Genomic DNA, 13,159 nt, shown 5'->3' on the forward strand with positions numbered 1-13,159 from the left:
CGAAACCCACGTGAGGACCACCATGCCCAAGCCCAGCGAACTGCAATCCCTGATCGGCACCGAGGTCGGCGTCTCCAGCTGGATCGAGATCGACCAGGCCCGCATCGACGCGTTCGCCGAGGTCACCAACGATCATCAGTTCATCCACGTGAATCCCGAACTGGCCAAACAGACCCCGTTCGGCACCACCATCGCCCATGGCTTTCTGACGCTCAGCCTCGCGTCCGGCATGTCCTATGAGGCCGTCGCCCCGCTGGAGGGTGTGGTGATGGGCGTCAACTACGGCTTCGACAAGCTGCGTTTCCTCGCGCCGGTGCCGGTAAACTCGAAAGTGCGCGGCCGGTTCAAGCTGCTGTCCGCCGAGGACAAGGGCGGCGGGCGCTGGCTGATCAAACATGAACTGACCATCGAGATCGAAGGCGGGGACAAGCCCGCCTTGATCGCCGAATGGCTGGGCATGCAGATGGTCGGTGGCTGAGCCTAGCCCGCGACCACGACCAGCTTGCGGTTCACGAACTCCTTGATGCCCAGGTCACCCAGTTCACGGCCATAGCCGGAGCGCTTGACACCGCCGAACGGCAGCTCGGGCATGGAGGTGGTGGGCGTGTTGATGAAGACCATGCCGGTCTCGATCCGCGAGGCGAGCTTGCGCGCCCGGTCGGTGTCGCCCGAGAAGATCGAGCCGCCCAGGCCGTAGGGGGAATCGTTGGCCAGGGCGACGACGGCATCGTCGTCTTCGACGACATAGAGCTGGGCTACCGGGCCGAAGAACTCCTGATGGAAGGCCGGGTTGTCAGAGGTGATCCCGGTCAGGATGGTGGGTTCATAGAAGAAGCCTTTGCGGTCAGCCCGCTTGCCTCCGGTCAACAGCTCTGCACCGTGTTCGACGGCCGCATCGACCTGTTTGATCAGGCCTTCCAGCGCGTCTTCCGATGACAAGGGGCCCAGGGTCGTCGAAGCGTCCATTGGGTCGCCCATGACGGCGGATTGCATGCCTTCGGTGAAGGCGGCGATGAAGGCATCCGCGACCTTCTTCTGAACGATGAACCGCTTGGCCCCCGTGCAGACCTGACCGGCATTGGACAGGCGCGCCTCGGCTCCGGCCTGCGCGGCGGCGGCGACATCGGCGTCGTCCAGCACCACGAAGACGTCGCTGCCGCCCAGTTCCAGCGTGGATTTCTTCAGCATCTCCGACGCCCGCGCCGCGACCTTAGAGCCTGCGCCCTCCGACCCGGTCAGCGCGACGCCCTGGATGCGGTCGTCACCGATCAGGTCGGACACCTGTTCAGACGAGATGTAGAGCGTCGCCACCATGCCTTCCGGTGCACCCGCGTCCTTGACCAGAGCCTCGAACATCTTCGCACAGCCCGGCACGATGCCGGCGTGCTTGAACAGCACCGGATTGCCGACCGCTATGGCCGGGGCGATCACGCGTATCAGTTGGTAGATCGGAAAGTTCCACGGCTCGACGGCCAGCAGCACGCCGACCGGATGATGCTGGATCCATGCCTCGCCGAGCTGGCTGTCATAGGTCTGGGGCTTCAGAAGCTCGGCGGCGTTCTCGGCATAGTATTGCGCGATGCCGGCGCAGAGTTCGATCTCCTGGCTGCCCTGGGTGACCGGCTTGCCCATCTCCTCGGCCATCTTGGCCGCGAGATCGTCGCTGCGCTCGGTCAGCAACTCGGCCATGCGCGACAACACCGCCAGGCGGGGAACCATATCGCCCTGGCACCAGTCGGATCGAAAAGTGTCGTCGGCTTTCGCCAGAGCCGTCTCAACCTGATCGTCCGTATGCGGATCGTAGGTCTTGACGACGGCTTCGGTATAGGGGTTCAGGGTGCGGTAGGCCATGGCGATGTCCGATCGGCTTGGTGACGGGTCACAGCCAAACGCCGTCCGCTCCCACCCGTTGCCGCGACCTGACGCCACGTGGCCCAAGACGATCAGTCGAAGGTTTCCGCATAAACTTTGGTCAGGCTTTTCGGACGCCACGCTTGGGTCGCTGTCGCACCGGCCAGACCGGCAGCTGCCCCAACGAGCGCGAACAACACGATAAGCATCAGCGTCCGTGTCGCGGACTGCGTCGTCTGGAACAAGGTAGCGGCACCAGGTCCAGACAGGAGTGCGAACAGCACGCCCTCCAGCATGGTCATGACTGCACCAATCGCCGCCGCTTGGGCTAACCAGCCCTGTTGTCCCTTCCACACCCGCGAGGTGACGGCACCGGCCACCCCTGCGATCAGCGACGGTAGAATCGTCAGGACCACACCGACCAGAACCATGCCCGCCAGGGCGAAACGGACCGTGTTCTCAGGCCAGATCAGGCGATCGATAACGACGACCAAAGGGAAGGTCAGCCCGCCCGCGATCGGCCCCACGACCAGAAACGTCGCCCCCAGCCCGAGCCTGCGACCGATCTGGAGCCCGGGCCGCGACATGACCCTAGTCTTCGCCCAGGCACCGCAGGGCGACTTCGAGGTTGCGCAGACCGTCTTCGCCCGTCACCGCCGGCGTCTCGCCGGTTCGGATGGCGTGGGCGAAGGCTTCCAGCTCCTTCTTCAGCGGCTCGCTGGGCCAGCTCATGACGCCGCGGGTCGAATAGCTGCCGTCGGGCTGCTGACCGAAGTATTCGGTGACCTGGCGGGTCATCAGATCGGCAACGACGAATTTGTTCTGGGTGGCGACCTGCAGGGTGCGGGTCTTGTAGGGCGTGACCCAGTTGGTGGTGATGTGGGCGATCACGCCATTCTCCAGCCGGAACTGGAGTAGCGCAGTATCTTCACGGTCCGCCTTGGTGCGGGCCAGCTGCGGCTGGATCTCGACGATCTCGCTGTCGGTCAGATGGCGGATGATGTCGATGTCGTGCACGGCCAGATCGATGACCACCCCGACTTCGCCCATCCGCGGTGGAAACGGTCCAACGCGGGTGATCTGGATGGAGATGACTTTCTCATCGGCGATGGCGCGCTTGACGGCATCCACGGCCGGGTTGAAGCGCTCGACCTGGCCGACCATCAGGACGCGGTCGTTGGCCCTGGCCGCATCGATCAGACGCTGGGCATCGGCCACGGTGGCGGCGATCGGCTTTTCGACCAGCACATGCACGCCGCGTTCTAGCAACGCCACGCCGAGATCGGCATGGGTGCGGTTGGGGGTCGAGACCACTGCGGCGTCCAGCCCGGCCTCCACGAAGGCCTCGACCGAGGTAACCGGCGTCGCGCCATACAGCTCGGCCACGCCCTGGGCCGTCACTTCATCCGCATCGAAGATGTGAGTCAGGTCGAAGTCGCGGATGTCGCCCAGCACGCGGGCATGGTTGCGGCCCATGACGCCGACGCCGGCGACGCCGACCTTCAGAGGGGGCTGGTTCTGGTTCATGCGATCAACCCTTGAAGGACGCGACGGCGTCGATGATGCGGCCTTGCGTCGGCGCGTCGAGGTCTGAGTGCATGGGCAGGCTGATGACCCGATCCTTCAGTCGTTCCGTCACCGGCAGGCTGCCCTCGCCTACGGAGAAGCGTGCATAGGCGGGCTGCAGATGCATGGGTACAGGATAGTAGACGGCGGTGGGTACACCTTGGTCCTTCAGATGCGCGGCCAGCCCGTCGCGGTTTTCGTGCTCGATCGTATACTGGGCCCAGATGGAGACGCCGCCCTCGATCACCTGCGGCACACTGGCGACGTGCGGGGCCAGGCCGGTGTTGTAGCGGTCGGCTGCGGCGTTGCGCCACTCGATCTCCTGGCTGAAGGCCTTCAGCTTCTCGATCAGGACCGCGGCCTGGATGGTGTCGAGGCGGCTGTTCATGCCGATGCGCATGGCCAGGTATTTGGGGTCGTGGGCGAACTCGGCGGCACCCGCCTTCATGTCCTTGGCCACGACCTTGCCGTGGACGCGCAGGGAATCCATCTCCTGGGCCAGGTCCTCGTCGTCGGTCAGCACCGCCCCGCCGTCGCCGTAACAGCCCAGCGGCTTGGCTGGAAAGAAGCTGGTGGTCGTCACATCCGCCCATTTGATCGGATGCTCGCCATGCAGGGTGCCGCCAAAGCCTTGCGCCGAGTCCGAGATCAGCTTCAGTCCATATTTGTCGCAGATGGCGCGGATGGCGGGATAGTCGGCGGGCTGGCCGAACAGGTCCACGGCGATGACGACGCGCGGCTTCAGCCGGCCTTCCTTCAGCGTCGCCTCGATCATGGCCTCCAGATGGGCCGGGTCCATGTTGAACGTCTGTGCATCCACATCGACGAAGACCGGCGTCGCCCCCAGCCAGGGCACGACCTCGGCCGTCGCCGTGAAAGTGAAGCTGGGACAGAAGACGGCGTCGCCCGTGCGGATGCCCCAGGCGATCAGCGGCAGGATCAGGGCGTCGGTCCCGTTGGCGCAGCCCAGAGCGTGTTTCGTCTGTCCGAACGCGGCCAGATCGGCCTCAAACTGGCGGACCTGCGGCCCCATGACCCAGGCCCCGCCGACGACGGCCTCCTGAACGGCGGCCTCGATCTTGCCGCCGAGGCGCAGCCGCTGGGCCTGAAGGTCGATAAAGGGGATGGTCATGGCGGACAGCTCCGAAGCGGCCGGACGCGATGGCCGGCGGATAACGCCGCCAGCTTGCGGCGCGTCGGGAGGCTGGTCACTAGCAAAATGCGAACCGTGGCGCCAAATCGGGGCAGGTCACTTCGGGTGACGGCTTGCAACGAAGCAAGCGCCGCCGCTTGCCAGCCCGGCCCTGTATCCCCTAATCCCGGCGCATGACCCTAGGCCGCCCCGCCGCCTTTCTCGACCGTGACGGCGTGATTATCGAGGACGTCGGCTATCCCCACCGCCCCGACCAGCTGCACCTGATGCCGGGTGCGGAGGTGGCTGTGCGGCGGCTGAATGCCGCGGGGTTCGTCTGCGTCATCGTGACCAATCAGTCGGGCGTGGCACGCGGCCTGTTCGATCTGGACCAGATGCAGGCCTTCAACGACCTGCTGGTCCAGACCCTGGCCGAGGACGGCGCGCGGATCGATGCCGTCTATGCCTGCCCCTATCATGCACAAGGGTCCGTCCAGGCCTTCGTCCATCCCGATCATCCGGACCGAAAGCCCAATCCCGGTATGATCCTGAAGGCCGTCGTCGAGCATGGTCTGGACCCCGACCGTTCGCTGATGATCGGCGACCAGCCGTCGGACATGGAGGCGGCAAGGCGTGCGGGCGTCCTGGGCTTCCGCTTCGACGGCGGCGATCTGGACCGGTTCGTAGCGGACCTACTGGGCGACTGAACACATCCTCACGCAGTCGATCGGGCGCATGGGATTTCTCCCCGCGATGAATTACTCTGCGGAACGCACACGGAGCCTGCCATGCCTGCCAACTTTGTCGAACGCCGCTGGAAAAGCGCCGACGGGCTGAATCTCTCGGCCCGGGACTATGCTGCCGTGGCCGGTCAGGCGAAGCTTCCGGTGATTGCCATCCACGGCCTGACGCGCAATGCGGCGGACTTCGAGGTCATCGCACCTCAGATCGCCTTGGCCGGTCGCCGCGTCCTGGCCGTCGACGTCCGGGGCCGGGGGCGTTCCGATCGCGCGACCGACCCCCTGACCTATCAGCCCGCGACCTATGCCCAAGACGTGCTGGCCCTGATGTCGGCGCTGGGAATCGAGCGGGCGGTATTCGTCGGCACCTCCATGGGCGGGCTGATCACCATGGCCATCGCAGCGATCCGCTCAAAGGTTGTGGCCGGGGCGATCCTGAATGATATAGGGCCGGAAGTCTCGCCTGTGGGACTTGCTCGCATCGCCAGCTATGCCGGCCAGTCGGTCATCATCAACGACTGGGCCGACGCCGCCGCCCATGCCAAACGCCTGAACGAGATCGCCTTCCCGCACTATACCGACGCGGACTGGGACGCCTTCGCCCGCCGCACCTTCCGCATCGGCACCGAAGGCACGCCGGTTCCCGACTATGACACCGACATCGCCGTGCCGATCCGGGCGGCTGGGGCCAAGGCCTTGGTCCCGAATCTGTGGCCGATGTTCGGGCGGCTGACGCGCGGGCGGCAGGTGCTGCTGGTGCGGGGCGAAACCTCGGACCTTCTCAGTCCCGAAATCGTCGCCAAGATGCGCAAGCGCGCCCCCAAGATGGACTATGTCGAAGTCCCTGGCGTGGGACATGCGCCCATGCTGGACGAACCGGCGGTCAAGGAAGCCCTGTTCCCGTTCCTGAGCGAGCTGCCCTGACCTAGTCCGGAACGTTGGCGTCCAGTTCGTCGAGCCAGACCCGCGCCGTGGCGTCGGACGGGGCTCGCCAGTCTCCGCGGGGGGACAGAGAGCCTCCCGTGACCACCTTGGGTCCGTTGGGCAGGGCGGACCGCTTGAACTGGCTGGTCTTGAAGAAGCGGATCAGGAATTTGCGCAGCCAGCCCTTGATGGTGGCCAGATCGTATTCGACCTTTTCGTCGTCCGGCGTATTCACGGGCCAGTGTCCCGTCGCCGCATCCTTCCACGCCTGATGCGCCAGATACGCCACCTTGGACGGCTTCAGGCCGAAGCGGGTGATGTAGAACAGAAAGAAGTCGTTAAGCGCATAGGGGCCGACGGTCGCCTCCGTCGACTGGATCTGGCCGTCCCTGGCCGGGACGAGTTCGGGCGAAATCTCGGTGTCCAGAATGGCCTGCAGCACCTCGCCCGCTGCGCCCTCGTGCTCGCGCGCCGCAACCCAGCGGATCAGGTGCCGGATCAGGGTCTTCGCCACGCCGCCGTTGACGTTGTAGTGGCTCATGTGGTCGCCGACGCCATAGGTGGCCCAACCCAGGGCCAGCTCCGACAGGTCGCCGGTGCCCAGCACCAAGCCGCCGTGCTGATTGGCCAGACGGAACAGATAGTCGGTGCGCAGACCGGCCTGCACATTCTCGAAGGTGATGTCGTGGACCGGCTGGCCCTCGGCATAGGGGTGGCCGATGTCCTTCAGCATCCGCTCGGCGGCGGGGCGGATGTCGATTTCAGCACCGGTGATCCCCAGCGCCTTCATCAGCGCCCAGGCGTTGGACTTCGTCCCCTCCGAGGTCGCGAAGCCCGGCATGGTGAAGCCCAGAATGCCGGTGCGCGGCAGGTCCATCCGGTCGAAGGCTCGGCAGGCGACCAGCAGGGCCTGGGTCGAATCCAGACCGCCGGAAACGCCGATGACCAGCGTCTTCGATCCGGTCGCCTTCAACCGGCGCATCAGGCCCTGGACCTGGATGTTGAAGGCCTCGAAACAGTCCTGATCCAGTCGCGCCGGATCGTCCGGCACAAAGGGGAAGCGATCCAGCGGCCGCATCAGATCGGCCGCCCCCTCGCGCTCGCCCGTTTCGAACGGCACGACGGTGGCCGGCTCGCCCTCCAGCCGCGCGCAGTCGGCGAACGTTCCGTTGCGCAGGCGGTCCAGGCTGATACGCTCGACGTCGATGTCGGCGATGGTTAGATGGCTTTCCAGCGCGAACCGCTCGCCCTCGGCCAGTTTCGCACCCAGTTCGTGGATCGTCGCCTGACCGTCCCAGGCCAGGTCGGTGGTGCTCTCGCCCCAGCCAGAGGCGGTGAAGACATAGGCGCACTGGGCCCGCATCGACTGGCTGGCGCACAGCACGGCCCGCTCATCCGCCTTGCCGATCACGATGTTGGAGGCCGACAGGTTCAGCAGGATGCGTGCCCCGGCCAGCGCCGCGCGCGTCGAGGGCGGCTGAGGGGCCCAGAAGTCCTCGCAGATTTCGACGGCGAAGACGAAGCCGGGCCGGTCGACAGCCTCGAAGATTAGACCGGGGGCGAAATCGACCGTCTCACCGTTCAGCAGGATCGCATCTTCGGATCGGCTGGCGGCGGGGGCGAACCAGCGTTTCTCGTAATATTCCCGATAGTTGGGCAGATAGGTCTTGGGCACGACACCCAGCACCGAGCCCGACCCCAGCACTACGGCGCAGTTGAACAGGGCGTCGCCACTTCGCACGGGTGCTCCGATCACGGCGACCAGACCCGCGGCGTCCGCAGCCTCGGCCAGGACGGCGATCTGACGCTCGACCTCGGCCAGCAGGGCGTCCTGCATCAGCAGGTCGTCGATGGCATAGCCGCTGAGGCTCAGTTCGGGGAAGACGATCAGGTCCACGCCCTGCTCGCCCGCCTGACGGATCAGGGCGGCGTGTTCCCCGGCATTGGCTACGGGGTCGGCGGTGTGCACCACCGGCGTGGCGGCGACGACGCGGACGAAGCCGTGGGTGCGGGGAGAGTGGAAGGGGTTGGCTTGGGGCAAGGGCGGCATCCTGATCGCCGATACTGTAACGTTCCGGCCCGACAGCGTCATCCTCGGACTTGCGGGCCGATGCCGCGTGCGGATTGAGCAGATGACGCGCCCGTCCCGCCCCGCTAAACCCGACGGATGAACGATACGCCGAAAAAGGGCTGGCTTTCGCGGTTGAGCGAGGGCTTAAGCCGCTCCTCCAAACAGATGACCGAACAGGTCGTCGCCACCTTCGTGAAGGAGCCGCTGTCCGAGACCGCTCTGGAACAGCTGGAAGAGCATCTGCTGGAGAGCGATCTGGGCCCGGCAGCGACCGACCGGATCGTGGAGCGGTTCCGGGACTTACGCTTCGGCAAGGGGGCTGACGAGCGCGAGGTCAAGGAGGCCCTGGCCGAGGCTGTGGCGGCCGAACTGATCAACCACCAGGCCCGCTACGAACCGCTGAGCGGGCCCAGGCCGTTCGTGACCCTGTTCGTGGGGGTCAACGGCTCGGGCAAGACGACGACGCTGGGCAAGATCGCCTCGAACCTGACCAGTCAGGGGGCCAGGGTCATGATCGTGGCCTGCGACACCTTCCGGGCCGCCGCGCGTGAACAGTTGAAGGTCTGGGCCGAGCGGGCGGGGGCGACGTTCGAGAGCCGCCGGGACGGGGCCGATCCCGCCGGGCTGGCCTTCGACGCCTATGCCAGGGCCAAGGCCGAGGGGTATGACGTCGTCCTGATCGACACCGCCGGCCGGTTGCAGAACAAGTCCGCCCTGATGGACGAACTGCTGAAGATCGTCCGCGTGATCAAGAAGATCGATCCGGAGGCCCCGCACGAGACCCTGCTGGTGCTGGACGCCACGGTCGGCCGCAACGCCCTGGCCCAGGAACAGATCTTCGGCCGCACCGCCTTCGTCACCGGGGTGGTGATGACCAAGCTGGACGGCACGGCGCGGGGCGGGGTCCTGGTGCCCGTGGCCCAGGCGTCGGATGCGCCCATCAAGCTGATCGGCGTCGGCGAGGGCGTCGATGACCTGCAACCCTTCGACGCCCGGGCCTTTTCAAGGTCGCTGGCGGGACTGGAAGACTGAACCGCATGACCGAGACCGACACAGCCCCTGAACTGGACCCGACACCGCCCCAGGGCGAGAAGAACTCCGGCCTGCGTCAGGCGGTGGATTTCGGCGGCCTGCTGGCCTTTGGCCTGGCCTTTCTGGTGCTGCGTCTGCGCGGAATGAGCGGGGACGAGGCGCTGGTCAATGCGACCTGGGCGCTGGTCGCAGGCTCGGCCGTGGCCGTGGTGGTCGGGCTGGTGGTCGAGAAGCGGCTGGCCCTGATGCCGCTGCTGGTCGGCGGATTTGCGCTGGTGTTCGGCCTGCTGACCCTGCTGACCGGCGACGGCCTGTGGGTCAAGATCAAGGTCACGGCCCTGAACGGCGGCCTGGCCGTGGCATTGCTGGGCGGCTACCTGCTGCACAAACAGCCGCTGAAGGCGCTGCTGGGGACGGTCATTCCGATCAACGACCGGGCCTGGCGGACGTTGACGCTTCGGTACGGCCTGTATTTCCTGGCCGTGGCCCTGGTGAACGAGGCGGTGCGCAGCGAGGCGCTGGTGGCCCTGGTCGCGCCCCGCATCGGCCTGGGTCATCTGGACCCGGCGGATGTCTGGGTCAGTTTCCGGGGCGTGCTGTGGATCGCATCCTCCGTATTCGGCCTGTCGCAGATCCCTTTGATCATGGGCAATCTGACCTCGGCGGATAAGCCGGTCGATCCGATGGCTCCCGCCGGTCCGGACACCGGCGCTTAAGAATCTTCGTCCGTCGTCAAACCGTAAAATGCGACTGCTAAGCCTCATGGCAACCGCAGGGGATACGGTTTCATGGTCAAGTCCGGCAACAAGTCCAAACGCGGTGGCCTCTCGGCCTCGCCCAGCCATCTGATGCACCGTGTGCTGCAACTGGCGCTGGACATCTATTCCGAGGAAGCCGGTTCGGACGGCCTGACCCAGCGTCAGTTCGCGGTGCTGGAGGCCGCGTCGCAGAAGTCGGGCCTGACCCAGACCGACCTGGTTCGCGCCACAGGCATCGACCGCTCGACCCTGGCGGACCTGGTCTCCCGCATGACGGTGAAGGGCCTGCTGGACCGCGAGAAGTCCAGCATCGACGCCCGCGCCAAGGCCGTGCGCCTGTCGCCCAAGGGGCAGGAGGCGCTGGACGCCGCCCGTCCGCGCGTCGAGGCCGCCGACAAACGCATCCTGGCCCTGCTGCCCAAAGGCAAGCGCGACGGCTTTCTGGACCTGCTGAGCGAACTGGCCGGAGAGGCTGACGCCGCCCCCGACAAGGCCAAGGCCGAGGCCCGCGCCGCCAAGAAGGCTGCCCGCGAAGCCAAGAAGGCCGAGAAACTGGCCCGCAAGGGCGAGAAGCCGGCCAAGGCGGACAAGCCTGCCAAGGCCAAGAAGGCCAAGGCCGCCGTCGCCGCCTGATCTGTCCCGACCGGGTCCAGTGTCTCCGTTGCATTTTCGAGGCGAGACACGGGCGTCCTGACCGCGTCGCCTGTGCGCAAGATCGCGTGCCACCTGGGGCGGTCGGGAGCGGAGCTGGAACTGTCAAAGACCGCAAAATCTCTCAGAGCGGCCTTTCAGGACCGCGCATGACCCAGTCTACCACACGCCAAGGCCGTGCTGAGATGAGCGTCGGCACATCGATGCCGGAAGCGTCAGGAAGGGCGCATCCGGGGTCGAGAAGGGCCAGAGTATTTGTCTCCGGAATGACCGGTCCACACCCTTTGCGCCCGAGGTCGCGCCGCTCCATCCGGGGACGGCGCGACGATCCGGTCAGTCCATGAGCTGCTGGGCCAGATAGACATAGTGGCGGGCCCAGCGGCGGGCGTTGGCGACGGGGTCGGCGTCGTTGGAATGGCCGCCTGCGGTATCTTCAAAGTACAGGTGGTCATAGCCCATGTCGCCCAGACGCGCGGCCAGCTTGCGGGCGTGGCCGGGGTGGACGCGGTCGTCGCGGGTGTTGGTGGTGATGTAGACGCGCGGGTAGTTGGCCCCCTCGCGCAGGTTCTGATAGCCGGAATAGGCGGCGATCCAGGCGGCTTCTTCCGGGATGCGCGGGTCGCCGTATTCGCCGATCCACGAGGCCCCGGCAGGCAGTTCGTGATAGCGCAGCATATCGACCAGCGGGCTTTCGATCACCGCCGCATTGATCAACTCGGGGTGCTGGGTCAGGGTCACCGAGGTCAGGACCCCGCCGTTTGAGCGGCCATAGATGCCGAGACGACGCGCCGTGGTGATGCCGCGCGTTTCCAGATCCCGGGCCACTGCCGCGAAGTCGTCGAACGACCGCTGGCGGTTCTCGTTCAGCGCCGCCTGGTGCCAGGCCGGGCCGAACTCGCCGCCGCCCCGGATATTGGCCTGGACGAAGACGCCGCCGTTCTCGAGCCACAGCTTGCCCATCTCGGGCTTGTAGGCGGGCGGGAAACTGGCCTGGAAGCCGCCATAGCCGAACAGGATGGTGGGGGCGGGCCCGGATTGGTCGCGCGGGCGGGTGACGAAATAGGGAATCTTGGTGCCGTCGGCGGAGGTGGCCTCGAACTGCTCGGTGATGTGGGTCGAGGCGTCGAACTTGGCAGGGGCGGCGCGCAGTTCGGAAAGGCTGGCGGCGGGGACATCGGCCAGGCTGAGGGTCGGGGGCGTCAGGAAGCCCTGGGTCGAAACGAAGACCTCTCCGCGCGACTTGGAACTGTCACCCAGGCCGACCGCGCTGTTGGCCGCCACGTCGAACTCGGTCCTTCTCCAGGTGAGGTCATGCAGCTCTGGCCCATCAAGCGTGAAACTGGCCAGACGTCCGACGACATTGTCGGAGTAGCCGACCAGAATACGGTCCGAGAGCACGACGACATCCTGGATCGACTGACGGGGGCTCGGCGCGAAAACGACGTCGGGAACGCCGAACACCGGCCCCGTGTCCTGTCGTGGCGGCTGGGTCAGCCGTGAAAGCTTGAGGCTGAGCAGGGTCCCTTCCTGAAGCGAGATGTCGCCGCGATCCCAGCGTTGGTCGATAGACAGGATGAGACGGTCGCCCTGTGTTCCGTAGACGGCCACACGCTCGGGCAGGTTCAGCTTTAGCGCCTGGCCATCGACCCACTGCCAGGTCTCTGAGCGGAACGTGTCCAGAGGGCGGTTGAACAGCACGGCTTCGACGGCACCGTCCTTGTCGCGATAGACGGCAGGGCTGACGCCATAGCCGCCGTCCGACTGCTCGCCGCGATAGACTTCGGTCGCCTGGGCCAGGGCTTGGCCGCGCGTCAGCGACTTCACGATGTAAGGATAACCTGACTCGGTCAGCGTGCCGTCGCCGAAGTCGGTGGCGACCAGAAGCGTGTTCCGGTCCAGCCAGCTGATGCGGTGCTTGCCTTCGGGCAGGATGAATCCACCGTCGACGAAGGCCTTGGTGGTGGTATCGAACTCGCGCACCACGACGGCGTCCTTGCCACCGTCGGACAGGCTGATCAGGCAACGGGTCTCGTCGGGGGCCAGGCAGTTGGAGCCCTTCCAGACCCAGTCCTTGCCCTCGGCGCGGGACAGGGCGTCCAAGTCGATCAGGGTTTCCCACGGCGTGTCGGCCGAGCGGTAGCCGTCCAGCGTCGTGCGCCGCCAGATGCCCTTGGGATTGGTCGCGTCCTGCCAGTAGTTGCCGATGCCGTCGCCGAGGAAGGACGGGCCCGGGATGCGGTCGGTGGCGGTCAGGATGGCCTCGGCCTGCTGGCGGAAGGGCTCGTAACGGGGGTCGCCGGTCAGGGTGGCGAGCGCCCGTTCGTTCGACGCGCGGACGAAGGCCATGGCCTCGGCGCCGTCCACCTGTTCCAGCGCCAGATGCTCGTCGGCGGCGCGGACCCCGGCGGGGGTCAGGTCGGCGGGCATGTGGGGG

At 66.4% G+C, this 13,159-nt stretch carries 12 protein-coding genes; 6 read left to right on the forward strand and 6 right to left on the reverse strand.

Annotated features, from left to right (window positions below; translation table 11 throughout):
* Positions 1–22 precede the first annotated feature (22 nt).
* Positions 23–478: a MaoC family dehydratase gene (locus JHC81_RS07595; RefSeq protein WP_292172831.1), complete on the forward strand. Its 456-nt coding sequence runs from the start codon at positions 23–25 to the stop codon at positions 476–478.
* Positions 479–480: 2 nt separating this feature from the next.
* Here JHC81_RS07595 and JHC81_RS07600 read toward each other — a convergent pair whose 3' ends face one another.
* The 4 genes from JHC81_RS07600 to JHC81_RS07615 all read right to left on the reverse strand — a co-directional run bounded on the left by JHC81_RS07600 (position 481) and on the right by JHC81_RS07615 (position 4,549).
* Entirely contained in the window at positions 481–1,851 is a 1,371-nt protein-coding gene (locus tag JHC81_RS07600) for an NAD-dependent succinate-semialdehyde dehydrogenase (RefSeq protein WP_292172834.1), read from the reverse strand.
* 92 nt (positions 1,852–1,943) lie between these two features.
* On the reverse strand, positions 1,944–2,438 hold the full coding sequence (locus JHC81_RS07605) for a hypothetical protein (RefSeq protein ID WP_292172836.1): 495 nt from the start codon (positions 2,436–2,438) through the stop codon (positions 1,944–1,946).
* A 4-nt stretch (positions 2,439–2,442) separates the two neighbouring features.
* Positions 2,443–3,378, reverse strand: coding sequence for a Gfo/Idh/MocA family oxidoreductase (locus JHC81_RS07610; RefSeq protein ID WP_292172838.1), 936 nt, complete (start codon positions 3,376–3,378; stop codon positions 2,443–2,445).
* Positions 3,379–3,382: 4 nt separating this feature from the next.
* Positions 3,383–4,549, reverse strand: a complete 1,167-nt coding sequence (locus tag JHC81_RS07615) for a DegT/DnrJ/EryC1/StrS aminotransferase family protein (RefSeq protein WP_292172842.1) — start codon at positions 4,547–4,549, stop codon at positions 3,383–3,385.
* A gap of 194 nt (positions 4,550–4,743) precedes the next feature.
* Between JHC81_RS07615 and JHC81_RS07620 the strand changes: the two genes are divergently transcribed.
* Together JHC81_RS07620 and JHC81_RS07625 are read left to right on the forward strand one after the other, a co-directional pair.
* On the forward strand, positions 4,744–5,256 hold the full coding sequence (locus JHC81_RS07620) for an HAD family hydrolase (RefSeq protein ID WP_292172846.1): 513 nt from the start codon (positions 4,744–4,746) through the stop codon (positions 5,254–5,256).
* Positions 5,257–5,337: 81 nt separating this feature from the next.
* The gene (locus tag JHC81_RS07625; protein WP_292172849.1) at positions 5,338–6,213 is read left to right on the forward strand and encodes an alpha/beta hydrolase; all 876 of its coding nucleotides are present in this window, start codon (positions 5,338–5,340) and stop codon (positions 6,211–6,213) included.
* Position 6,214: 1 nt separating this feature from the next.
* On the opposite strand, the gene JHC81_RS07630 is transcribed toward JHC81_RS07625, so the two are convergent.
* Positions 6,215–8,263, reverse strand: a complete 2,049-nt coding sequence (locus JHC81_RS07630) for an NAD(+) synthase (RefSeq protein WP_292172852.1) — start codon at positions 8,261–8,263, stop codon at positions 6,215–6,217.
* Between the two features lie 117 nt (positions 8,264–8,380).
* Here JHC81_RS07630 and ftsY point away from each other — a divergent pair, with 117 nt between their 5' ends.
* From ftsY to JHC81_RS07645, 3 genes are all read left to right on the forward strand, one after another.
* Positions 8,381–9,316 carry a signal recognition particle-docking protein FtsY gene (gene ftsY / locus JHC81_RS07635; protein WP_292172855.1) on the forward strand — a complete coding sequence of 312 codons (936 nt, stop codon included), beginning with the start codon at positions 8,381–8,383 and terminating at the stop codon, positions 9,314–9,316.
* Between the two features lie 5 nt (positions 9,317–9,321).
* The gene (locus JHC81_RS07640; protein ID WP_292172858.1) at positions 9,322–10,032 is read left to right on the forward strand and encodes a septation protein IspZ; all 711 of its coding nucleotides are present in this window, start codon (positions 9,322–9,324) and stop codon (positions 10,030–10,032) included.
* A gap of 72 nt (positions 10,033–10,104) precedes the next feature.
* Positions 10,105–10,707 (forward strand): MarR family transcriptional regulator, encoded by a 603-nt coding sequence (locus JHC81_RS07645; protein WP_292172859.1) that lies wholly within the window; start codon positions 10,105–10,107, stop codon positions 10,705–10,707.
* 351 nt (positions 10,708–11,058) lie between these two features.
* On the opposite strand, the gene JHC81_RS07650 is transcribed toward JHC81_RS07645, so the two are convergent.
* Positions 11,059–13,159, reverse strand: a 2,101-nt coding sequence (locus tag JHC81_RS07650; RefSeq protein WP_292172862.1) for a prolyl oligopeptidase family serine peptidase, incomplete at its 5' end; no start/stop codon positions are given.

Origin of the sequence: Brevundimonas sp., from assembly GCF_016463295.1 — a bacterium.
GTDB lineage: Bacteria > Pseudomonadota > Alphaproteobacteria > Caulobacterales > Caulobacteraceae > Brevundimonas.

Bases quoted from the DNA above. Each gene is read 5' to 3' on its own strand.
- JHC81_RS07640 (WP_292172858.1), top strand. From the start codon at position 9,322: ATGACCGAGACCGACACAGCCCCTGAACTGGACCCGACACCGCCCCAG.
- JHC81_RS07620 (WP_292172846.1), top strand. From the start codon at position 4,744: ATGACCCTAGGCCGCCCCGCCGCCTTTCTCGACCGTGACGGCGTGATT.
- ftsY (WP_292172855.1), top strand. From the start codon at position 8,381: ATGAACGATACGCCGAAAAAGGGCTGGCTTTCGCGGTTGAGCGAGGGC.
- JHC81_RS07645 (WP_292172859.1), top strand. From the start codon at position 10,105: ATGGTCAAGTCCGGCAACAAGTCCAAACGCGGTGGCCTCTCGGCCTCG.
- JHC81_RS07625 (WP_292172849.1), top strand. From the start codon at position 5,338: ATGCCTGCCAACTTTGTCGAACGCCGCTGGAAAAGCGCCGACGGGCTG.
- JHC81_RS07615 (WP_292172842.1), bottom strand. From the start codon at position 4,549: ATGACCATCCCCTTTATCGACCTTCAGGCCCAGCGGCTGCGCCTCGGC.
- JHC81_RS07610 (WP_292172838.1), bottom strand. From the start codon at position 3,378: ATGAACCAGAACCAGCCCCCTCTGAAGGTCGGCGTCGCCGGCGTCGGC.
- JHC81_RS07600 (WP_292172834.1), bottom strand. From the start codon at position 1,851: ATGGCCTACCGCACCCTGAACCCCTATACCGAAGCCGTCGTCAAGACC.
- JHC81_RS07605 (WP_292172836.1), bottom strand. From the start codon at position 2,438: ATGTCGCGGCCCGGGCTCCAGATCGGTCGCAGGCTCGGGCTGGGGGCG.
- JHC81_RS07595 (WP_292172831.1), top strand. From the start codon at position 23: ATGCCCAAGCCCAGCGAACTGCAATCCCTGATCGGCACCGAGGTCGGC.
- JHC81_RS07630 (WP_292172852.1), bottom strand. From the start codon at position 8,263: ATGCCGCCCTTGCCCCAAGCCAACCCCTTCCACTCTCCCCGCACCCAC.